Here is a 20,156-nt window from a genome sequence, read left to right on the forward strand (position 1 = left end):
CGCCGCGCCCGTCGGCAGCCCCGGCGGGGCGGGCGCGCCTGGCATCGTCATCGTCGAATACTGAGCGGAGCCATCCAGATGAGCGCAACCACGACACCGGCCAGCCGGATCTGGCAGGCCGCCTCGGCACGGCTGATCGAGATCGAGGGGTTCATTCCGACCCCGCGCGGGATCGCGCTGCTGCCGCCGCGGCCGCTGGCCTGGCCGGAAAAGGATCCGGGCGATACGCTTGACTACACCTTCGACGTGGCACCCGCCCTCGCGGGCAGCCCGGGCGATGCGATCGCCACCGTTTCGGCCACGGTGAGCCCGGACAATCCGGGCGATGTCACCATCGCCTCGACGGCGATCGATGGCACCCGCGCCGTGCTGTGGCTCGCCGGCGGGCAGCCGGGCACGATCTATACGGTCACGGTTTCCATCACCACGCTGGCCGGACGGAATCTCGCGCGGAGCATCGCCCTGCCGGTCGTTTCGCTGGCGTCGGTGCCGGCGCCGGCGAGCGCGATCACGACACCGGGCGGCGCGCCGATCACCAGCCCGTTCGGCCAGCCCATCACCGCGAACTGAGGAGGCGGCATGCCAACCATCGGACAATTGCCGGCGGCGAATTCGGTTTCGGATAGCGACGAACTGCCGCTCTACCAGGCCGGACAGACCGTGGCGGCGACGCGCGCGCAGTTTCTGGCCGGCATGCAGCAGCAGCTTGCCCTGCCGCAGGGCACGCTGCTCGGCGGTGTCGGGCCCGGAACGGCGGCGCCGGTGCCGATCACCATCGGCGCCAATCTCTCGCTCAGCGGCACGACGCTGGCCGCCGCCGCGGCGCCCTTCGAAATTGCGGCATTGCCCGCAGGGGCGGCGCCCGCCGCCGGCGACGCCGTGCCGCTCGGGCAGGGCGGGGCGAATGTCGCGCTCGCCTATGGCGCGTTCATGAGCGGGATCTCGACCCTGCCCGGCGTGCAGGCGGGCGGGTTCGAGGCGGTCGCGGCCGGGGCGAGCGCGGTGCGCTCGATTGCCGAGCTGGCGGCCAATGCCGTCGCGATCGAGGATTTCGGCGCGAGGGGCGATGGCGTGACCGACGACGCGCCGGCGCTGCGCGCGGCCCTTGCCGCCGGCAGTCCGGTCAGGTTCGGGCCGAAGACCTACCGGATCGACGGCGAATGCGACATCAGCGGCGCCGCCGCGACGCTGATCGGCGTGCCGGGGCAGACGGTGCTGACGCGCGGCGCGCAGAGCGTGGCCGGGACATCGAGCCAGGCGGCGTGGATCAGCGTGAGTGCTGCGACATTCAATGCCGATGGCATCATCTTCGACGCCAATGCCGCGATCACCGCACAGACCTGGGGGGTGGTGATCCAGGCGGGCTGCACGGCCTCGAACATCACGCGCTCGCTGTTCCGCAACGCCAAGGGATCGATCTATGGCTGGGGTCTCGCGATCGCGCCGAGCGATCCGACGGTGACCAGGCATCATGTGCATGATTGCGAGTTCACCGCGAACGCGGTGGACGGGCTCTGGGTCGCGGCGACGGATGCCGTGGCGGTGACAAGCTGCCGGGCGCACGACAACGCGCGCAATGGCATCTATGTCGACAACCAGGATCCGACGCTGACGCTGAAGATCCGCGATGTGCAGGTGGTCGGCAACACGTGCTGGAACAACCAGACCGGCATCGTGATCGGCAATTTCAACCAGACGAACCGCGAGCCGCCCACCTATGGCAATGCCAATCCGGACGTGCTGGGCGCGCTGGTCGCGCAGAACTGCGCCTTTTCCAACAGCGGCTACGGCATTTCGATTTCGGGGCGGAACATCCTGGTGACCGGGAACCTGCTCGTCGATAACGGGCCGGCCGGCGGCGGGATGCTGGTGAACACCGGGTATTGCCGCGTCGCCAACAACATGATCATCAATTCCGGCGGGTTCGGCATCGATGCCGGCGGGTCGATCCATGTCGAGCTGAGCGGCAATTACTGCGACGGGCAGACGATCGGCATCGGCATCGGCGGCAGCCAGAACTGCACGGTGCGCGGCAATTTCATCCAGGACTGCACCACGGGCATCATGGCGCTCAACGTCGAATCCGACGGGCGGGGCACGAATTTCGGCATTTCCTGCAACAATCTCGAGATTGCCGGGAACAGGATCAATTACGGCGCCGGCGGCTATGGCATCGTCCTGCAGGATGCGCCGCAGCTCGTCGTGGTGCGGGACAACATCGTCTCGTCCGGCACGTCGGGCGACCCGCTGAACGCGCTGGTTCCCTATACGGATTCGGTGGTGCTGCGGAATAACATCGTGAATTTCGACGATACCTTCGCGGTGAATCCGGTGGCCGCGAACGGGGTGAACACGCTGGTCTATCCCGATCTGCTCGACCGCGTGACGGTGTCGCAGAGCACGGGGGCGGTGCAGTCGATCATCAGCGCGACGGCGCAGCGCACCGAGGGCATGATCACCTACATCAAGGTGACCAATGGCGGGTCGAACTACACCAATGCCACGGTGTCGATCAGCGGGACGGGCAGTGGCGCGGCGGCGAGCGCGTGGATCGCCAACGGCGCGGTCATCGGTGTCTACATCACCGCGCGCGGCAGCGGGTACGGACCCGGCACCCAGGTGAGCATCACCGGGGATGGCACCGGCGCGACCGCGACCGTGCAGGTCGGCCTGCCGGTGCTGGAGGGGCGGCGGCTGGAAATCGACTGTCTGGCGCCGGTGAGCTTCGCTTCTGCCGGCAGCGCGCCGGCGCAGGAGAACTGGACCGGCGCGCCGCTGACCGTGCCGGCCGGCGCGACGATCGAGTGGCGGGGCCATGCCGGGGCCTGGCAGGCGGCGCGGTTCATCCAGTCGGACTATCTTGTGCCGGCCGCGGACGGCAGCGTCACGCTCGGCAGCCAGGCGGGCGATGTGCGGCTCGGGCCCGCCGCGGGTGGCGCGGTGCGGCTGATATCGCCGACCGAGCCGACCGGGTGCGTGGTGCTGATCGGGCGGGGTTCGCCGCTCGGCGTGGTGAGCGCGCCGCCCGGATCGAGCTATCGCAACCTCGACGGCGGCGCCGGGGCAACCTTCTGGATCAAGCAGACCGCGACCGACGCGACCGGCTGGGTCGCGATCGCCTGAGGCAGCGCGAGAGGACATTCCCGAACCATGACGACGATACCGCAACTGCCCACCGCCGCGAGCGTGGGGCCGACCGACCTGTTGCCGCTGTCGCAGAACGGCGTGCTCTATGCCGCGAGCGTGCAGCAGGTGACCGCCGGGCTGCAGCAGGAAATCAGCCTGCCGACCGGTGACCTGCTCGGGCGCAACAGCGCCGGGGCGGGAACGCCCGAAGCGGTGGCACCCGGCACCGGCCTTGCGCTTGGCGGCGGCACGCTTTCGGCGACCGGCACCGATCATCTCGGCTTTCCGGTGCTTGGCACGTTGTCGACCGCCGACGAGGTGGTGGTGAACGCGCAAGGGGCACCGGGACGGCTGCCGGTGACGGAGCTGCGGGGGCTGTTCTCCGCGGGTGCCGGCCTTGCGATCGACGCCAACGGCACGCTCAGCGTGACGGCCAGCGCGATCGCGGGGCCGACCGGACCGGCTGGGCCGGCCGGAGTGATCGGGCCCGCGGGTCCGGCGGGTCCGGCGGGTCCGACGGGGCAGGGACTCGCCGCGCCGGGAGCCACGAATTCGGCCAGCACCATCGGCACGGGCGACTTCGTCGCGATCTGGCAGAATGGCGCCAATGCCTGGGTGTCCTATGAAAAGCTGGTGGGCGGGCAGACGATCGACCAGCTGCCGGCGGCGGGACCGGCGGCGGATTCCGACCTGATGCTGGTCGCGCAGGGCGGCAACGCGCTGGCCAGCCAGAGCTTCGCGGCGATCTGGACCTATGTGGCGCAGAAGATTCCCACCATGCGGCGGCAGGTCGTCGAGCTGAACGGCAACACGGTGCTCGACGCGACGACGCACAACCAGCGGATTCTGGTGGTCAGCCAGCCGATTACCCTGACCGCCAATTTCACCAATATGGGCAGCGGCTTCACCTGCCGGGTGATCAACCTCGCCTCGGGGCCGGTGAAGATGGGCACCGGCATCACCTCGGGCACCGGGGTCGGCGCGTTGCCGCCGGGCACCGCGGCGGAACTGACTGCGCTGACCTATTCCGGCGGGTCGCTGGTGTGGTGGGATGGCATCGCGATGCCGACGCCGACGATCACGGTGAACGCCCCGGGTACTCCGCTCGCGAATGCCGCGTTCACGGTGAGCGGTGACCTGTTCGACGAGACGCCCACGGCGCTCGATTATTCGACCGACGGGACGACCTGGACGGCCGCGGCTGCGCCGACGATCGGCGCGGGATCCTACTCGTTCCAGATGCCGGGACTGCCGGCGGGCACCTACACGATCGCGGTGCGCGACCATAATGCGACCGGCGTGGTCGGCCGAAGCGCGCCGTTCAGCGTGGTCGCCGCGGCGGTTTCGCTCGGGATCGTGCCGGCCAGCGCCACGGCTGGCGGCAATATCGCGGTGAGCGGCACCGTGGCCCCGGCGGGGGCGGCGGTGCAGGTGGGGCTTTCGGCGAGCGCGACCACGCCCCCGGCAAGCTTCGTTGCCGCGACGGTGAGTGGCGGCACCTGGTCGGCCACGCTGCCGGCGGGCAGTGCGGGGGGAACCGCCTATCTCTGGGCCGAACAGACGGCGGATACGGCGGTGACGGCGGTTTCGGGCGCGATCGCGGTGACGGCCGCGACGCCCTCGGTGACCTATACGGTCAACCAGCCGGCGACCACCTCGGTCGCCGCCGGGTCGGGCACGCTGGCGCTGAACGGCGGTATCAGCCCGGCGCAGGCGATCGCGACTCAGGTGGCGTTCTCGACCTCGGGCACCACGCCGCCATCCAGCGGTTGGCAGGCGGCCTCGATCATCGACAACAATGGGCTCTGGGCGGTCTACGCCACGATTCCGGCAACGGCGGGGGCCTATTACGTGTGGGTCGAGACCGCGACGGGGCAGGCGGCGGTGGTGTCCGGCTTCACGATCACGGTGACCTGAGCATGAACCTGATTTCGGTACGCCCGGCCGCGCCGCTGCGGAACGGAACGGGGCGGCTGTTCGCGCGCGCCCAGACGGCGGATTCGGTGCCGGCGGGGAGCGCCTTCGCCGGCCCGACGCCGGCCTCGGTCAGCGGGCTGGCCGGCTGGTGGGATGCCGGCGCGCTTGGCGCCGTGCTGGATGCCAATGGCAATCCGCTCGTCGCGTGGAATGCGCCGGCGGCGGCGCTGGCCGACAAGTCCGGCAACGGGGCGACGCTCCTGCCGTTTCACATCGCGGCGGATACCGCGCCGGCGACGATGATGGCTGTGCCGCGGGTCAACGGGTTTCTCGGCGCGGCAGGCAGTCCGGACCCGGCCATCGCGCAGTACGGGCCGACGCTCGATCCGGACTGGGGATTGTCGCTCGCGCGGTTCGACCTCGGCAGCGGGGCGGCGTGGACGCTCTATCTCGTCTGGACCCGGCCGAACTGGCGGCAGGGCACGATCGAGGTCGACAATGCGCCGATCCCGCTGATCCATGCGATGGCGACGGGAACCACCATCATCGAGGCCGGCGGGCCGGGTGGCGGCGGGCTGACGCTGTTTCCCGGCACGGCGGCGAGCCGCGGCATCACCGCGACGATCGAACGGCGGCACACCCATGCGCTGATCCTGCGCAACACGCCGGGGACGGGCGTGGATGTGTGGCTGGACGGCGCGCAGGTGGCGAGCGGCGTCGCAAATCCGTTGCCGGCGTCGGCGGCGGGCAATGTGCTGCTGTTCCACGACAATACGGTGCAGGGCTCGGCGCAGTGCTGGTTTCACGAGGCGGCGTGCTGGACCCGGGCGCTGGATGCCGTGGAGGTCACGACCCTGGTGGCCGCACAGGGGCGGTGGGTGCTGGGGGCGCGGCGGGGCGTCAACCTTCTGGTGATGGGCCAGTCGAACGCCGAGTGGTTCGTGCAGGCGGGCGGGGCGCTGGCGCTGGCGCAGGGCGTGGCGTGGTATCTGGGCGCGGCCGCCTGGGCGGCGACGTCGCTGCCGGCGGGGAATGTCGTCAGCCCGGCGCGGTATTCCATGATTGCGGGGCATCCGGTGTCCAACTCCTCGCCGCCGCTGTTCCCGCCCGGGGCGGCGAACGGCACGTTCCTGACCAATCCTGGCGACGGGTCTTCGCCCGCGACCTGGGCGCTGGGGCCCGACGGGCAGGCGCTTTCGGCCTATCTGACCGGCTCGCAGGCATTGGTCCCGGCGGTGGACGAGGCCGATATCGCCTTCCTGCTCTGGCCGTGGAGCGAGCAGGACAGCACGATGCCCTATGCGAACAAGACGCTTTACAAGGAGAGTGTCAGCCGGCTTGCGGCGCTGACGCGGCAGATGCTGGGGCGAAGCGCCGCCTCGCTGCCGCTGCTGCTCTGGAGCGCCATCCCCTACGAGACCGATCAGGGTGTGCAGATGGTGCGCGAGAGCGTGCTCGACCTGTCGCTCGACCCGGCCGGGAACGCCGTGATCTTCGTGGCGCAGACGGCGGATTCCAATCCGCTGAACGCGACCTGGGACCCGGCAACCGGCCTGTTTTCCGGTGGCGATCCGCAGCATCGGGACCAGCCGGACCTGCTGCGTTATGGCCGGATCGGCGCCCATGCGGCGGCGCGGGCGGCGCTGGCGATGGGGCTTTCGGACGCCATTCCGGCGGCTGCCGTGCCGGCAAGCGGCCTGCCGGTCGCGGGCGGACCGTCGATCACGCATGCGTATCAGGCGGCGCCAGACCGGGTGGTCGTGACCATCCGGCACGACGCCGGCACCGATCTGCGGGTGAACCTGCAGGCGGCAAACGGGGCGGGGTTCGCGGTGATGGACGGTGGCACGGTGGCGAACCCGGGGCCGATGATTCCGGCCACCGCCGCCTCGCGCGTCGATGCGACGCATGTGGCGGTGACGCTGCAGCGCGCGCCGGTAAGCCCGGCGGCGTCGTGCCTGCTCTACTATCCCTATGGCAGCACACAGATCGGCCGGGGCGATGCGGTGACGGACAATCTCTCGAGCCTCGCGCCGCCGGCCGGATGGTCGATGGCGGCGGATCTGGGAGCGGCTTTTGCAATCGACATGCCGCTGCAGGCGACCGCCTACGGCGTCCCGCTTTCGACGACGCCGGGGTAAGCGCCATGGGAGAGGATACGGTCACGTTCCTGCGGGACGCTCTGGGCGACCTGCGCTCGGAGGTTGGCCTGTTGCAGGCGGAGATCGCCTCGGCGCGGCGCGATATTGCCGCGATCGAGGCAAGGCACCTCGCGCTGGAGGCCTGGCGCAACCGCTTCGAGTTGCAGGTGGCGGGCACGCAGGAGCGGTTCATCGACAAGTCCGACGAACTCGTCGACGCGTTCGCGCGGTTCCGCTCGGAGCTGGCGCAGTTCCGTGGCGAACAGTCGGGCAGTCATCGGGTGATCATGGTGGTGATCGGCGTGATTTCGGCGGTGATCGGCAGCGTTGCCGATCACTGGCTGCGTTTCGTCGGATGACAATGGAGGGGATCTGATGCGTCGCTTTCTCCACGAGATAGTCTCGGATGCCGCCGGGCGGTCGGACGGGATGGCCCTGCTCTCGGTGCTGGGCGTGCTCAGCTACATCTGCCTCGGCGTCTTCGCCGTGGTGGTGCGTGGCCAGCTCTTTGCGCCCGAGGCCTATGGGATGGGGCTTGGCTCCGCGATCGCCGCGGGGGCGTTTGGCATGGGTCTGAAGGCCCGGTTCGGGGGCAATGCGCGATGCCAGCCGTGATCCTTCCGCTGCTGAGCCGGTTCGCGCCATGGATCCTGGGTGTGGTGCTGCTCGCCGGCCTGCTGCTCTATGGCTGGCACCTCGAGGCTGCGCTGCGGGCGGCGCGGGCCGAGGTGCGGGGCGGGCAGGGGACGATCGCGCGGCTGATGGCGACGAATTCCGAGAACCGCGCCGAACTCGCGCGGCTGACCGCCGATGAGACGGCCTGGCAAACGGCGCTGACCACCGCTGCGGCGGCGGATGCGCACGGCGTTGCGCTCTCGCAGCGGATTCTGACGGCGGTGGCGGCAGCGCCGCCGACACAGGATGGCGCGGTGGCTCCGGTGCTGGCCGGCGCACTCTCGCAGCTTGCGGCGGCGCAGGGCGGGAGGGCGAAGCCATGACCGCGCGGGGTCTCATGCTGGCGGTGGTGCTGCTTGCGGGATGCGCGGCGCCGCCCCCGCAGGTCGTCACCCGGATACGGGTCGTCGAGCCGCGGATTCCGCCGTCGCTGCTTGCATGCCCGCCGGCCCCGGCCGTGCCGCTTGTGCAACGGCAATCGCAGGTGGCGACCTATGTCGCGGAATTATGGGAGGCGGGCGAGATCTGCCGGAACCATCTGGCGGCGGTGGCCGGCGCGTTGCGACCACATCCCGTGCCGCCGGTTGTCACCCATCAATCGTTGGTCAGGAAGGTCTTGCGATAGCGGATCTGGTCGCGTTGCTGCTGGGTGAGCGGGCCGCGCAGCGCCGAGCCGCGACCCGACAGGGACGGATTGGTCATGAAATATTCATGCGCCGAAACGGGCGGATCGCCCGGCAGGACCCTCGTCCAGACGCCATCGGGTCCGAGCGTCCAGGAGTCGACATCGTCGCGCAGGTCGACGGCCATGATCTGGTCGAGCACCTGGGCGTGGACGGTGGGGTTGTGGATCGGCACGAAGGTTTCCACCCGCCAGTCCATGTTGCGGGCCATCCAGTCCGCGCTGGAGATGAAGACCTTGTTCTCGCGGTCGGGCATCCGCGCGCCGTTGGCGAAGACGGCGATCCGCGCATGCTCGAGGAAGCGGCCGATGATCGACTTGACGCGGATGTTTTCGGAAAGGCCGGGCACGCCGGGGCGAAGGCAGCAGATGCCGCGCACCACGCAGGAAACCGGGACGCCGGCGGCCGAGGCGCGGTAGAGATGGTCGATCAGCCGCTCGTCGACCAGCGAATTCAGCTTGAGCCAGATGCCCGACGGGCGGCCGGCGCGCGCCGCCTCGATCTCGGCGTCGATCAGCGCGGCGATGGCGCGGCGGGTCGTGATCGGGCTGTAGACGAGCTGGTCCATCTGCTCGGGCCGGGCATAGCCGGTCATGTAGTTGAACAGGCGGGCGGCGTCGCGCGTCAGCTGCTGGTCGCAGGTGAAGAAGGACAGGTCGGTATAGATGCGCGCGGTGATCGGGTGGTAGTTGCCGGTGCCGAAATGCGCGTAGGCGCGCATGGCGCTGCCCTCGCGCCGGACCACGAGCGAGAGCTTGGCGTGCGTCTTCAGCCCGAGAAAGCCATAGACGACCTGCACGCCGGCAGCCTCGAGCGCGCGGGCGAGGCGGATATTGGCCTCCTCGTCGAATCGGGCGCGCAGCTCCACCATGGCGGTGACGCTCTTGCCCGATTCCGCGGCTTCGATCAGCGCGCCGACGATGGGAGAGTCGCGGCTGGTGCGGTAGAGCGTCTGCTTGATCGCGACCACGTTGGGGTCGGAGGCGGCCTGGCGGAGGAACTGGACCACCACGTCGAAGCTCTCGAACGGGTGGTGGACGATGATGTCCTTGTTGCGGATGGCGGCGAAACAGTCGCCGCCGAAGTCCCGGATGCGTTCGGGAAAACGCGGCGTATAGGCAGGGAAGAGCAGTTCCGGACGGTCGTCGACGATCATTTCCTTCAGATCGACGAGGCCGAGCATGCCGGGTTCGACAAAGAGCTGGTCCTCGGGCGCCTCGACCTCGTCGATGACGAGGGTGCGCAGGTCGTCCGGCAGGTCGGCGGCAAGGGTGAGTTCGATCGCGGCGCCCCGGCGGCGGCGCTTCAGCGCGGTTTCGTAGGACTGGACGAGATCTTCAGCCTCTTCCTCGAACTCCACATCGGTATCGCGGCAGACGCGGAACAGGCCGGAGCCGGCGAGGCGGAAGCCGTGGAACAGCCGGTCGAGGAAGAGGATCACCAGATCCTCGAGCTTGACGAACCGGATCGTCGCCGGTGACGGATCGGGCAGGCGGATGAAGCGCCGGATCTGCGCGGGCAGCGGGATGAGCGCCCGCATCACGCCGGAATCCTCCTGGCGGATCAGCTTGAGCGCGAGCACGAGGCCCATGTTCTGGACGAAGGGGAACGGGTGCGCGGGGTCGATCGCGAGCGGGGTGAGGACGGGGAAGACCCGCTCCATGAAATGCTGGTCGAGAAAGGCGCGGTCGGCCTCGTTCAGCTCGTGCGGCGCGATGATGGTGAGGCCGGCGCCGGCCAGTTCGGCGAGCACGGTGCCGAGCACGCGCTGCTGGGTCTCCATCAGGGCGCGGGCGCAGCGGTTGATTTCGCCGAGTTGCTGGGTGGGCGTCAGACCATCCGACGAACGGAGGGCGAGGCCGGCGCGCGCCTGGCCGATCAGCCCGGCAACGCGGACGGAATAGAATTCGTCGAGATTGGAGCCGCTGATCGAGATGAATCGCAGCCGTTCCAGCAGCGGATAGCGGGGGTTTTCGGCGGCGGCGACGACGCGCGAATTGAATGCCAGCCAGGATAGCTCGCGGTTGATGAAGCGGTCGGAATCGCCGGCCGGCATCGGCTCGGTGGCTGTTCGGGGCAGGGTTTCCTGGTCCATGCCGGCAGTCTGCCACGAAAGGCCGGCCGACTAAAGCAGAGACATGATCGCGGCGGGCGGCGCCTCGGCGGGCGGAGGGGGTTCGAGGTCGTTTTCCTCCGGGTCGGCGAGCTCGTCGAGCAGCCGTTCGGCGAGGCGGCGCGACGGCGCGGTGCCAAGGGCGAGGGCGTAGCGGTCGAGCCGGGCGATGGCTTCGCGCAGCACCGCGGGGCGGCGCGGCAGCCTGGTCAGCAGGAACTGGTGCAGCGCCGGCGGCAGGCTCATCTGCCGCGCGGCGGCGAGGCGGTGCAGCAGGGCGTCGAGCAGTTCAGGTTCGGCCGGCTCGATCCGGATGGTCAGGCTGGCGCGCAATCGGCTGGCGAGATCCGGCGGTTCGACCGGCAGCCGCGCCGGCGGTGTGCGGCAGGTCATCAGCACCGGCACGGCGGCCTGGGTGGCGCGTTCAAGGGTTGCGAACAGGGCGAGTGGGGCTGCTGCGGCATCGATATCCTCGATGAGCAGCGGCGCCCCCCCGGGGCTTGCCGGTGTGCGCAGGCGGGCGGCGTCAAGCCGCGTCGCGCAGGTTCGGGCGGCCCAGATCCAGGCGAGGTGCGATTTGCCGCTGCCCGCCTCACCCCAGAGGACCAGGCGGCGATTCACCCAGTCGCCCGGTGCGGCGAGCGCCGCGCGGGCGGCGGCATTCGACGCCGCTTCGATGAAATCGGCCAGCGCGAAGCGTTCGGGCTCGTCGAACGGCAGGGCCATCTGCCGCGGCTCGTATCCGGCGCTACGCACTGTGCCGCGGCGGGTCGAGATAGAGCGGGCTCTGCAGGTAGTGGCGCAGCCAGAACCGCGCGAGCACGCCGAGCGTCGCGGTGACCGGCACGGCCAGCAGGACGCCGAGGAAGCCGAACGTCTCCGCCCCGGCGAACAGCGCGAAAATCACCCAGACGGAGGACAGGCCGAGCCTGTCGCCGAGAAAGCGCGGTGCGACCACATAGTCGTTCAGCAACTGGCCGATGACGAAGATGCCGCCGACGACCAGCACGTGGTCGAGGCCGCCGAACTGGCCGAGGGCGAGCACGATCGAGGAGACCGCGCCGACGATGGTGCCGACATAGGGAATGAAGGACAGCAGCCCGGCGGTGAGACCGACCACGAGGCCGAGGTTGAGACCCGCGAGCGTCAACGTGGCCGCGTAGAAGACGCCGAGAAACAGGCAGCATATCGCCTGGCCACGCAGCCAGGCATTCAGGATCCGGCTGATCTCGCGCGCGAGGTTGCGGATCACGCTTTCATATGAGCGAGGCAGCCATGAATCGAGCCGTCCCATGACCAGCGGCCAGTCGCGCAGGAAGTAGAACGCGACGATCGGCGTGATCACCAGAAGGGTGAGGATGTTGAACAGCGCAAAGCCGGTTCCCAGCACCTGGCGCGCCGCCGAGCCCGCGAAATTCACGATCGCTCCCGCCTCGTTGCTGACGAGGGACTGGAGCTTGTTCGAGACGAAGCCGGAGCCGAATCGTGCCTGGATGAGGCTGATCTGATGGGCGGTAAATTTCTGCAACCCGGCGATCATGCCCGGCAACTGCTGGGCGAGCAGACTGATCTGCGCCGAAATCAGCGGATAGAGCAGCAGCGCGCAGAGGCCGACGCCGGCGATCATCGCGAGCAGCATGATGATTGCCCCCAGGGATCGGGGCAGGCCCAGCCGGTGCAGGGCGGAGACCGCAGGGTCGAGGAAATAGGCGATGCCCGCCGCCGCAACAAAGGGCAGCAGGATCGCCGAGAACAGGCGCAGGAACAGCACGAGCAGCAGCAGTCCTGCCGCGATCCAGCCGAAGCGCTGCCAGCGGAAGCCGGTTCCGGTCATGTCGCTCATGGGCGGGGTCGGCCGTCCGAGTTGCCTTGCAGGTCGCGCTGTGGTGATAACCGCGCCATCGCGATGGCCGGGGTTGGCCCGGGGGGCGGCCTGGTGCCGCTGTGCAGGGTGGCCGAAGCATCCATGAACCGAGACTAGCGCATCGGAGGCGGGCATGACCAGCAAGGACGACGGCAAGAGGCAAACCTATCGTGCCGCCGGCGTGGATATCGAGGCGGGCGACGCCCTGGTCGAGGCCATCAAGCCGCTGGCGAAGGCGACGACCCGGGCCGGCGTGGTCGGTGGCATCGGTGGTTTCGGCGCGCTGTTCGACCCCCGGGCGGCGGGGTTCACCGATCCCGTCCTGGTCGCGACGACCGACGGCGTGGGCACCAAGCTGCGGCTGGCGATCGATACCGGGATTCACGATACGGTCGGCATCGACCTTGTTGCCATGTGCGTCAACGATCTGGTCGTGCAGGGGGCGGAGCCGCTGTTCTTCCTCGATTATTTCGCGACCGGGCGGCTCGACCCCGCGATTGCGGCGCGGGTCATCGCCGGTATCGCCGAGGGGTGCCGGCAGGTCGGCTGCGCGCTGACCGGCGGCGAGACGGCGGAAATGCCGGGCATGTATGGCGCGGGGGATTACGACCTTGCCGGCTTCGCGGTCGGCGCCGCCGAGCGCGGTCGCCTGCTGCCCGAGGGTGTCGCGCCTGGCGACATCCTGCTCGGCCTGCCCAGCACCGGCGTGCATTCCAACGGGTTTTCCCTGGTCCGCCGGATCATCGAAACCGCCGGGCTTGGGCTTGACGCCCCGGCGCCCTTCGCGCCCGGGCAGACGCTCGGCGCCGCGCTGATGGCGCCGACGGCGCTTTACGTCCGCCCGGTGCTGGCGCTGGCGCGGGCGGGGCTGCTGCGCGCCGCCGCGCACATCACCGGCGGCGGGCTGCCCGGCAATCTGCCGCGGGTGCTGCCCGAGGGCACCTCGGCGGTGATCGACCAGCCTTGGCCGGTGCCGCCGGTCTTTTCGTGGTTGGCGCGGACCGGCGATGTCGCGGCGGCGGAGATGTTGCGCGTGTTCAACTGCGGGATCGGCATGGTGCTGGTGGTCCGTCCGGCGGACGAACCGGCCGCGCGGGCACTGCTGGCGGAAACCGGGATCGAGTCACACCGCCTTGGCCGTATCGCCAGCGCGTCCGGAACGCCGGAGGTGACGATCGAGCGGGCGGACGCACTCTTCGCATGAAGCGCCGCGTCGGCATCCTGATTTCGGGGCGCGGCTCGAACATGGAGGCTCTGGTTGCCGCGGCGGCGGCGGCGGACTTTCCGGCCGAGATCGCGATCGTGCTGTCGAACCGGGCTGCGGCGCCGGGGCTCGAGACGGCCCGCCGCGCCGGCATTCCGGCGAGGGCGATTCCGGCGCGGGATTTTGGCGTGGACCGTGCGGCGCATGAGGCGGCGATCGATGCGGCGCTGCGCGAGGCGGGATGCGAACTCGTCTGCCTCGCCGGTTACATGCGGTTGCTGACGCCATTTCTGGTCGGCCGCTGGGCCGGGCGGATGCTGAATATCCACCCCTCGCTGTTGCCGGCGTTTCCGGGGCTCGACACCCATGCCCGCGCGCTCGCCGCCGGTGTGAGGCTGCATGGCTGCACCGTTCATCTCGTGACGGAAGTGATGGACGAGGGGCCGATACTCGCGCAGGCGGCGGTTCCCGTGCTGCCCGGCGATACCGAGGCGAGCCTGGCAGCCCGTGTGCTCGTCCAGGAGCACAGGATCTATCCGCAGGCGTTGCGCAACCTCATCTGCGGCGAACAGGTGCCCGCCGACCCACGGGCCAGTCTACTCAACCCTTGCGTTTGACTGCGGGACGCAATATCAACCGGAGAAGTCACAAGGATGTGTTTCGCCGTTGCGGGGGCGCGGCCATGTCCGGCGTGGCTGCGAGAGAACACAACGGTCACGCAAGGTGACGGCGGCAAGAAAGGTTCAAGGCACGTATGATGGCTGACACGGAAGGCCCCAAGAAGTTCCCGATCGGTCTGGAACAGCTTGAACAGTCCAGTCAGACGGGCTGGAATAGCTTCTCGCGCTTCATCACGGTCACCACGATCTGCGTGATCGTCACCATCCTGCTGATCGCCGCCTTTACCGTCTGGAGCTGACGCCGGACCGTCTCCGCCGCTTCGTCCTGGCACGCCCGGCCGTGCCGCCACGTGTCAGACAAGGTCGGTCGTGAGCGAGTCGCAAGTTCTAAGTCCGCGCCATGCATTGCTCGCTCTGGCCGTCGTGGCCGTGTGGGGCACTAATTTCGTCGTCATTCGCCTGGCTCTCGACCAGTTTCCACCGTTTCTCCTTGCCGGACTGCGCTTCACCCTGGCAGCCGTGCCGGGTGTTTTCTTTCTGCCTCGGCCGCGGGTGAAGTGGTCCAATCTTGCCGCCTACGGCCTGCTGATCGGCGCCGGCCAGTTCGGCCTGCTGTTCTTCGCGATGGACGGGCGGATTTCCCCCGGCCTCGCCTCGCTGGTGATCCAGACACAGGTCTTCTTCACGATCTTTCTCTCGATGGCGCGCATCGGCGAGCGTCTGCGCGTCTTTCAGATCGTCGCCTGTCTGCTCGCCGTCGCGGGCATCGGTGTGATCATGCGGCATGTGAGCGGCGGGACAACCCTGTTCGGCCTGCTGCTGGTGCTGCTGGCCGCCTCGTCCTGGGCGATCGGCAATATCGTTGCGCGGGAGAGCGGGGCGCGCAACGCGCTCGCCTATGTCGTCTGGTCGAGCCTGTTCGCCGCTCCGCCGCTTCTTCTCGTTGCGCTGCTGCGCGAAGGGCCGGCGGCGATCCTCCATTCGGTGACATATGCCACGCCCGCCGGCTGGCTAGCGGTGGTTTGGCAATCGGTCGGCAATAGCTGGTTCGGCTATGGCAGCTGGGCGTTCCTGCTGGCGCGCTACCCTTCGGCAACCGTCAGCCCGATGGCGTTGCTGGTGCCGGTGTTCGGAATGGCCGCCTCAGTGTTCTGGCTCGGCGAACCGATGCCGGCCTGGAAGCTGGGCGCGGCCGGGCTGGTGTTTGCCGGGCTCGCGATCAGCGTGTTCTATCCGCGCTGGCGGGCGGCGCAGCGGCTGCGGACGGCCTGAACCGGATCACGCCGCGCCGAGTGCCCAGGCCAGGATACCTTGCTGGGCGAAGAGCCGGTTTTCCGCCTCGTCGAACACGACCGATTGCGGACCGTCGATGACGCCGGCGCTGACCTCCTCGCCGCGATGGGCCGGCAGGCAGTGCATGAAGATCGCATCCGGCGCCGCTCGTGCCATCAACGCCTCGTCCACCCGATATGGGGCGAGAATGTTGTGCCGGCTCTCGACGTCCTCGTCACTCATGCTGACCCAGGTGTCGGTGGTGACGCAGCGCGCGCCTTCAACGGCCTCGGCCGGGCTGGTGGTGAGCTGGATGTCGGCGCCCTGCGCGCGCGCCCAGGCGAGTGCCTCGGCGTCGGGTAGCAGCTCTTCCGGACACGCGAGGCGGAGCTGGAAGCCGAACCGGGCCGAAGCCTCGATCCAGCTCTTGGCCATGTTGTTGCCGTCGCCGATCCAGGCGATGCGCTGGCCGGCGATCGGGCCGCGCTGTTCCTCGAAGGTCATCACATCCGCCATCACCTGGCAGGGGTGGGAGCGCTCGGTGAGTCCATTGATCACCGGCACGGTGGCGTGTGCTGCGAGTTCGCGCAGCTTTTCCTCACGGTCGGTGCGCAGCATGATTCCGTCGACATAGCGGGAGAGCACGCGGGCGGTGTCCGCCACCGTCTCGCCGCGGCCGATCTGCATTTCACGCGAGGAAAGCATGATCACCTCGCCGCCGAGCCGGCGCATGCCGATCTCGAAGCTGACGCGGGTGCGGGTGGAGGGCTTCTCGAAGATCAGCGCCAGCGCCCGCCCCGCGAGCGGATGGCCGAGGGCGCGGCCGGCGCGCTTGAAGCGCGTCGCCGTGTCCAGCATGTGGCGCAGCGTCGGCGTGTCGAGCAGCGACAGATCGAGGAAATGGCGCGGCGCCGCGGGGGGGCGGCCGGTATCGATGGCCGCGCTCATTGCGCGGCGTCCCGGGCGGTGGCCGGTTTGCAGCGCCGGGCCGCGGCGTCAAGCCGGGCCAGGGCCTCGTCCACCTCGGCATCGCGCACGATCAGCGGCGGCACCAGGCGCACGACGTTGTCGCCGGCGGCGACAATGAGCAGCCCTTCGGCGAAGCAGGCGTTCTGCACCTCGCCGTTCGGCACCGTGCAGACCAGCCCCTGCATCAGCCCCTGGCCGCGCACACCGGAAAACACATCTGGATGGCGGGCGGCAAGTGTCTCCAGTCCGGCGCGCAGGCGCCGGCCGGTGCGCTCGACCGCATCGAGGAAGCCGGGGGCGAGAACCGTGTCGAGCACGGCATTGCCGGCGGCGCAGGCAAGGGGACCGCCGCCATAGGTCGTGCCGTGGCTGCCGGGCACGAGGCTGGCCGCGACCCGTTCGCCCGCGAGCAGGGCGCCGAGCGGAAACCCGCCGGCGATGCCCTTGGCGGTGCTGACCGCATCCGGCACGACACCCGCCCATTCATGGGCGAAGAGCTTCCCGGTACGGCCCATGCCGCACTGCACCTCGTCGAAGCCGAGCAGAAGGCCGAACTCGTCGGCCGCGGCACGCAGCCCGCGCAGATATTCCATTGTCGCCGGGCGGATGCCGCCTTCGCCCTGGATCGGTTCGACCAGGATACCAGCGGTCTCGGGCGTTATGGCGTCACGCAGTGCGTTGAGATTGTTGAACGGCACATGGTCGAAACCGTCGACCGGCGGGCCGAAGCCCTCGAGATATTTGGGGTTGCCGGTCGCGCTGATCATCGCCAGCGTGCGGCCGTGGAACGCGCCTTGCGCGCAGATGACGCGGTAGCGCTCGGGCTTGCCCTCGCGCGCCATGGTCTTGCGGAAGGCCTTGACCAGAGCTTCGTTCGCCTCGGCGCCCGAATTGCAGAAAAAGACGCTATCGGCGAAGCTCGCCGCGACGAGGCGGGCGGCGAGGCGTTCGGCCTGCGGCACGCGATAGAGATTCGAGACGTGGATCACCTTCGCCGCCTGATCGGCAATCGCCCGGGTCAGGCCGGGATGGCCGTGGCCGAGCGAGGAGGTCGCGATCCCGGCGCCGAAATCGAGGAATCGTCGGCCGTCGGCGGCCGTCAGCCAGGCGCCTTCGCCGTGGCTGAACTCGACGTCGATCCGGTTGTAGTTCGGCATGAGGGAAGGGATCATGTCGTGGTCACTTTCTTTCGCAACCACGCTATTGTGCGGAGCCGGGCCGCCAAGTCAAACGCGAAGGGGCGCTCAGGGGTGGCAAATGCCTTCCGGCGCGGCTGGGTTGCGAATAGCGGCGGTCTGCGTCACGGGCCACACCCCCCTCTACCGTCCGTACTCCGGCTGCGCTACGCAGACGACATGACGCGCATGCTTCACGAACCGGCGCCCGGCGCTTTGCGCCGCCGCGCCGTCGTCGATCTCGGGTCGAATTCGGTCCGTCTCGTGGTTTTTCAGGGCGAGTCCCGAAACCCGATGCAGATCTTCAACGAAAAGGCGGTGCTGCGCCTCGCGCGCGGACTGATCCGCACCGGCCGCCTCGATGAGGCGGCGATGGACGAGACGGTGACGGTGATGCGTCGCTACGGGGCCATCGCCCGCGCCATGGGGGCCGCCCCCTTCGAGGCGCTGGCGACCTCGGCCGTGCGCGATGCCGAGAACGGGCCGGATTTTGTCGCCCGTCTCGAGGCCGAGATTCCCGGCCTGAAGGTCATCATCCTGAGTGGCGAGCAAGAGGCGAGGCTGTCCGCCGAGGGCGTGTTGTGCGGCATTCCGGGAGCGGACGGCATTCTCGCCGACCTCGGCGGCGGTTCGCTCGAACTCGTGCGCCTGTCCGAAGGGCGGATCGGCCCGGCGGCGACGGTGCCGATCGGCGTGATCCGACTGGCCGAGCGCGCCCAGGAAGATCGCGCCCGGGCCCGCGCGATCGTGTCCGACGAGCTGGCGGGCGTGCCCTTTCTCGGCGATGGCGAGGGGGGGGATCTGTTCGTGTCGGGCGGGGCCTTCCGTGCGCTGGCGCGCATCCATATCGCCCAGACCGGCTATCCGCTGGCGATGGTGCATCACTACACGGTCGGCCGGGACGAGGCGCGCGACCTGTCCGCGGTGGTCGGCGATGCCAGCCGCAAGCTCATCGAACGAATGCCGGGGGTGGCGCGCAAGCGGATCGACGATCTGCCCTTTGCCGCCATCATCCTGCGCCGCCTGCTGCGCGCGACGGGGGCCAGCCGTGTGGTGTTCAGCGCCAACGGCCTGCGCGAGGGCTGGTTCCTGCGCCAGTTGCCCGAGGCGATGCGCACCCAGGATCCGCTGATCGCGGCCGGCCGGGACCTCACGGTGGGGCTGCTGCGCGACCCTGCTTTGCCCGGCGCGCTGATTGCCTGGACAGCGACGCTGTTCCCCGACGAATCCGCCTCGCACCGAAGGCTGCGTGAAGGGGCGTGCTGGTTCTCCGATATCGGCAATCACGAACATCCGGAATATCGCGCCGAGCAGGCCTTCCTGCGGGTGCTGCGGCAGACCGGTGTCGGGCTCGACCATCACGCCCGCGCCTTTCTCGCTCTCACTCTCGCGCTGCGTTACGAGGCGCCGGTGGAAAGCGCGTTTCTGGCGCCGGCCCGGGCGCTGCTCGACATGGCGACGGCGCGGCGCGCCGAAACGCTGGGGGCGGCGTTGCGCCTCGCCTACACCCTGTCGGCCGGCACGCCAGCACTGCTTGCGGCGACGAGACTGCTACGCGACGACAGCCGGCTCGTTCTGTTTCTGGATGCGCGGAGTGGGGTCTTCGCCGGCGATCCGATCGAGCGGCGGCTAGCGAGGCTGGGCTCGCTGGTCGGGCTCGAGGCCGAAATCCGCGCGGCGGGGTAATCACTCCCGCGCGCGGCCGCCATTCCGCCCGGCGGCGGCGATCTGGGTCTGATCGATCCGGCAGGAGTCCGGCACCTGTCCGTCGTAGCGCATCCAGTGCCGCGTCTCACCAAAGATCGGCAGGCCGATATAGCCGCGCAGCGCCAGCTGGCCCGCGCGGTCGACGCGGAATTGGGCGTGGTAACGGTTGCCATTGCGCGGATTGACGATGCGGCCCCGCCAGAGCTCTCCGTTGCGCCGAACGGATGGACGGATCAGCTCGAACCCGCATTGGGGCCGGCCTTGCCAGTCAACTGGCATACGCGCGCCGCTATCGAGCATGATGCCGACGATGCGTCCACACAAAGCCTTCCCATCATGACAGCGCGCAATGCGGACCACGGCGCCCCCCTCGCCGGTCAACCAGTCGCCAACAGGCGAGGCCGCGCGCGCCAATACGGGTGTTGCGAGCACCACGACCAGAAGGGCCAGCCCCAGCACGATACGCCGCAGGGCTGCCCGGCCAATTCGTTCGGTATGAGACCTGATCACGAGGGTTATCATTTGACCGTGAAATGGTTGCTCATCCGGCGGTGAAAATCGCAAGTCTTCACATGTGTCTTATGCGCATCCCGATGTCTTTTCGGCGGCAGCTGTGTCCCGCATTCAACACTTGACTTGCAATCGTTCCACCGGGAACGATTTCTCCTTCGAACATTTTTCCATCCTTCG

Annotated in this window: 19 protein-coding genes; 13 read left to right on the forward strand and 6 right to left on the reverse strand. The window is 69.2% G+C overall.

From position 1 onward, the window contains the following. Positions 1–78: 78 nt before the first annotated feature. The 8 genes from RT91_RS07835 to RT91_RS07870 are packed head-to-tail and all read left to right on the forward strand — an operon-like array spanning position 79 to position 8,484. Positions 79–570 (forward strand): hypothetical protein, encoded by a 492-nt coding sequence (locus RT91_RS07835; RefSeq protein WP_013640866.1) that lies wholly within the window; start codon positions 79–81, stop codon positions 568–570. Positions 571–579: 9 nt separating this feature from the next. Continuing rightward, positions 580–3,123, forward strand: a complete 2,544-nt coding sequence (locus RT91_RS07840) for a right-handed parallel beta-helix repeat-containing protein (protein ID WP_035186619.1) — start codon at positions 580–582, stop codon at positions 3,121–3,123. A gap of 27 nt (positions 3,124–3,150) precedes the next feature. Beyond that, positions 3,151–5,043, forward strand: a complete 1,893-nt coding sequence (locus tag RT91_RS07845) for a hypothetical protein (protein ID WP_035186621.1) — start codon at positions 3,151–3,153, stop codon at positions 5,041–5,043. 2 nt (positions 5,044–5,045) lie between these two features. Continuing rightward, complete coding sequence (locus RT91_RS07850) at positions 5,046–7,184, forward strand: hypothetical protein (RefSeq protein WP_035186624.1); 2,139 nt, start codon at positions 5,046–5,048, stop codon at positions 7,182–7,184. A gap of 5 nt (positions 7,185–7,189) precedes the next feature. Further along, positions 7,190–7,543 (forward strand): hypothetical protein, encoded by a 354-nt coding sequence (locus RT91_RS07855; protein ID WP_007422432.1) that lies wholly within the window; start codon positions 7,190–7,192, stop codon positions 7,541–7,543. A gap of 16 nt (positions 7,544–7,559) precedes the next feature. Continuing rightward, entirely contained in the window at positions 7,560–7,799 is a 240-nt protein-coding gene (locus RT91_RS07860) for a hypothetical protein (RefSeq protein ID WP_007422431.1), read from the forward strand. After that, positions 7,787–8,182, forward strand: coding sequence for a hypothetical protein (locus tag RT91_RS07865; RefSeq protein ID WP_012040121.1), 396 nt, complete (start codon positions 7,787–7,789; stop codon positions 8,180–8,182). Before RT91_RS07860 ends, RT91_RS07865 begins: the two co-directional genes overlap by 13 nt. Next, a complete protein-coding gene (locus RT91_RS07870; RefSeq protein WP_013640872.1) occupies positions 8,179–8,484 on the forward strand; it encodes a hypothetical protein in 306 nt (101 codons plus the stop codon). Before RT91_RS07865 ends, RT91_RS07870 begins: the two co-directional genes overlap by 4 nt. On the opposite strand, the gene RT91_RS07875 is transcribed toward RT91_RS07870, so the two are convergent. From RT91_RS07875 to RT91_RS07885, 3 genes are read right to left on the reverse strand one after another with little or no spacing between them, the layout of a single operon-like run. Further along, a complete protein-coding gene (locus RT91_RS07875) occupies positions 8,454–10,637 on the reverse strand; it encodes an RNA degradosome polyphosphate kinase (RefSeq protein WP_035186627.1) in 2,184 nt (727 codons plus the stop codon). The genes RT91_RS07870 and RT91_RS07875 overlap by 31 nt on opposite strands. Positions 10,638–10,667: 30 nt before the next feature. After that, the gene (locus RT91_RS07880) at positions 10,668–11,381 is read right to left on the reverse strand and encodes a DnaA ATPase domain-containing protein (protein ID WP_007422427.1); all 714 of its coding nucleotides are present in this window, start codon (positions 11,379–11,381) and stop codon (positions 10,668–10,670) included. Positions 11,382–11,403: 22 nt separating this feature from the next. Beyond that, positions 11,404–12,498 carry an AI-2E family transporter gene (locus RT91_RS07885; RefSeq protein WP_012040125.1) on the reverse strand — a complete coding sequence of 365 codons (1,095 nt, stop codon included), beginning with the start codon at positions 12,496–12,498 and terminating at the stop codon, positions 11,404–11,406. 154 nt (positions 12,499–12,652) lie between these two features. Between RT91_RS07885 and purM the strand changes: the two genes are divergently transcribed. The 4 genes from purM to RT91_RS07900 all read left to right on the forward strand — a co-directional run bounded on the left by purM (position 12,653) and on the right by RT91_RS07900 (position 15,615). After that, entirely contained in the window at positions 12,653–13,723 is a 1,071-nt protein-coding gene (gene purM, locus RT91_RS07890; protein ID WP_007422425.1) for a phosphoribosylformylglycinamidine cyclo-ligase, read from the forward strand. Continuing rightward, complete coding sequence (gene purN / locus RT91_RS07895; RefSeq protein ID WP_035186630.1) at positions 13,720–14,340, forward strand: phosphoribosylglycinamide formyltransferase; 621 nt, start codon at positions 13,720–13,722, stop codon at positions 14,338–14,340. The genes purM and purN overlap by 4 nt, the downstream gene beginning before the upstream one ends. A gap of 140 nt (positions 14,341–14,480) precedes the next feature. Continuing rightward, a complete protein-coding gene (locus tag RT91_RS21970; protein WP_154653547.1) occupies positions 14,481–14,642 on the forward strand; it encodes a hypothetical protein in 162 nt (53 codons plus the stop codon). 70 nt (positions 14,643–14,712) lie between these two features. Beyond that, complete coding sequence (locus RT91_RS07900) at positions 14,713–15,615, forward strand: EamA family transporter (protein ID WP_013640876.1); 903 nt, start codon at positions 14,713–14,715, stop codon at positions 15,613–15,615. Between the two features lie 6 nt (positions 15,616–15,621). Here RT91_RS07900 and argF read toward each other — a convergent pair whose 3' ends face one another. Both argF and RT91_RS07910 read right to left on the reverse strand, forming a co-directional pair. Continuing rightward, complete coding sequence (gene argF / locus RT91_RS07905; RefSeq protein ID WP_007423189.1) at positions 15,622–16,563, reverse strand: ornithine carbamoyltransferase; 942 nt, start codon at positions 16,561–16,563, stop codon at positions 15,622–15,624. Next, complete coding sequence (locus RT91_RS07910; RefSeq protein WP_035186632.1) at positions 16,560–17,756, reverse strand: aspartate aminotransferase family protein; 1,197 nt, start codon at positions 17,754–17,756, stop codon at positions 16,560–16,562. The genes argF and RT91_RS07910 overlap by 4 nt, the downstream gene beginning before the upstream one ends. 183 nt (positions 17,757–17,939) lie before the next feature. Between RT91_RS07910 and RT91_RS07915 the strand changes: the two genes are divergently transcribed. Continuing rightward, entirely contained in the window at positions 17,940–19,445 is a 1,506-nt protein-coding gene (locus RT91_RS07915) for a Ppx/GppA family phosphatase (RefSeq protein WP_013640877.1), read from the forward strand. On the opposite strand, the gene RT91_RS07920 is transcribed toward RT91_RS07915, so the two are convergent. Further along, a complete protein-coding gene (locus RT91_RS07920; protein ID WP_240314239.1) occupies positions 19,446–19,925 on the reverse strand; it encodes a DUF2147 domain-containing protein in 480 nt (159 codons plus the stop codon). Between the last annotated feature and the right edge of the window lie 231 nt (positions 19,926–20,156).

It is taken from the genome of Acidiphilium sp. JA12-A1, assembly GCF_000724705.2.
GTDB lineage: Bacteria > Pseudomonadota > Alphaproteobacteria > Acetobacterales > Acetobacteraceae > Acidiphilium > Acidiphilium multivorum.

Bases quoted from the DNA above. Each gene is read 5' to 3' on its own strand.
- RT91_RS07835 (WP_013640866.1), top strand. From the start codon at position 79: ATGAGCGCAACCACGACACCGGCCAGCCGGATCTGGCAGGCCGCCTCG.
- RT91_RS07840 (WP_035186619.1), top strand. From the start codon at position 580: ATGCCAACCATCGGACAATTGCCGGCGGCGAATTCGGTTTCGGATAGC.
- RT91_RS07845 (WP_035186621.1), top strand. From the start codon at position 3,151: ATGACGACGATACCGCAACTGCCCACCGCCGCGAGCGTGGGGCCGACC.
- RT91_RS07850 (WP_035186624.1), top strand. From the start codon at position 5,046: ATGAACCTGATTTCGGTACGCCCGGCCGCGCCGCTGCGGAACGGAACG.
- RT91_RS07855 (WP_007422432.1), top strand. From the start codon at position 7,190: ATGGGAGAGGATACGGTCACGTTCCTGCGGGACGCTCTGGGCGACCTG.
- RT91_RS07860 (WP_007422431.1), top strand. From the start codon at position 7,560: ATGCGTCGCTTTCTCCACGAGATAGTCTCGGATGCCGCCGGGCGGTCG.
- RT91_RS07865 (WP_012040121.1), top strand. From the start codon at position 7,787: ATGCCAGCCGTGATCCTTCCGCTGCTGAGCCGGTTCGCGCCATGGATC.
- RT91_RS07870 (WP_013640872.1), top strand. From the start codon at position 8,179: ATGACCGCGCGGGGTCTCATGCTGGCGGTGGTGCTGCTTGCGGGATGC.
- RT91_RS07875 (WP_035186627.1), bottom strand. From the start codon at position 10,637: ATGGACCAGGAAACCCTGCCCCGAACAGCCACCGAGCCGATGCCGGCC.
- RT91_RS07880 (WP_007422427.1), bottom strand. From the start codon at position 11,381: ATGGCCCTGCCGTTCGACGAGCCCGAACGCTTCGCGCTGGCCGATTTC.
- RT91_RS07885 (WP_012040125.1), bottom strand. From the start codon at position 12,498: ATGAGCGACATGACCGGAACCGGCTTCCGCTGGCAGCGCTTCGGCTGG.
- purM (WP_007422425.1), top strand. From the start codon at position 12,653: ATGACCAGCAAGGACGACGGCAAGAGGCAAACCTATCGTGCCGCCGGC.
- purN (WP_035186630.1), top strand. From the start codon at position 13,720: ATGAAGCGCCGCGTCGGCATCCTGATTTCGGGGCGCGGCTCGAACATG.
- RT91_RS21970 (WP_154653547.1), top strand. From the start codon at position 14,481: ATGGCTGACACGGAAGGCCCCAAGAAGTTCCCGATCGGTCTGGAACAG.
- argF (WP_007423189.1), bottom strand. From the start codon at position 16,563: ATGAGCGCGGCCATCGATACCGGCCGCCCCCCCGCGGCGCCGCGCCAT.
- RT91_RS07910 (WP_035186632.1), bottom strand. From the start codon at position 17,756: ATGATCCCTTCCCTCATGCCGAACTACAACCGGATCGACGTCGAGTTC.
- RT91_RS07915 (WP_013640877.1), top strand. From the start codon at position 17,940: ATGACGCGCATGCTTCACGAACCGGCGCCCGGCGCTTTGCGCCGCCGC.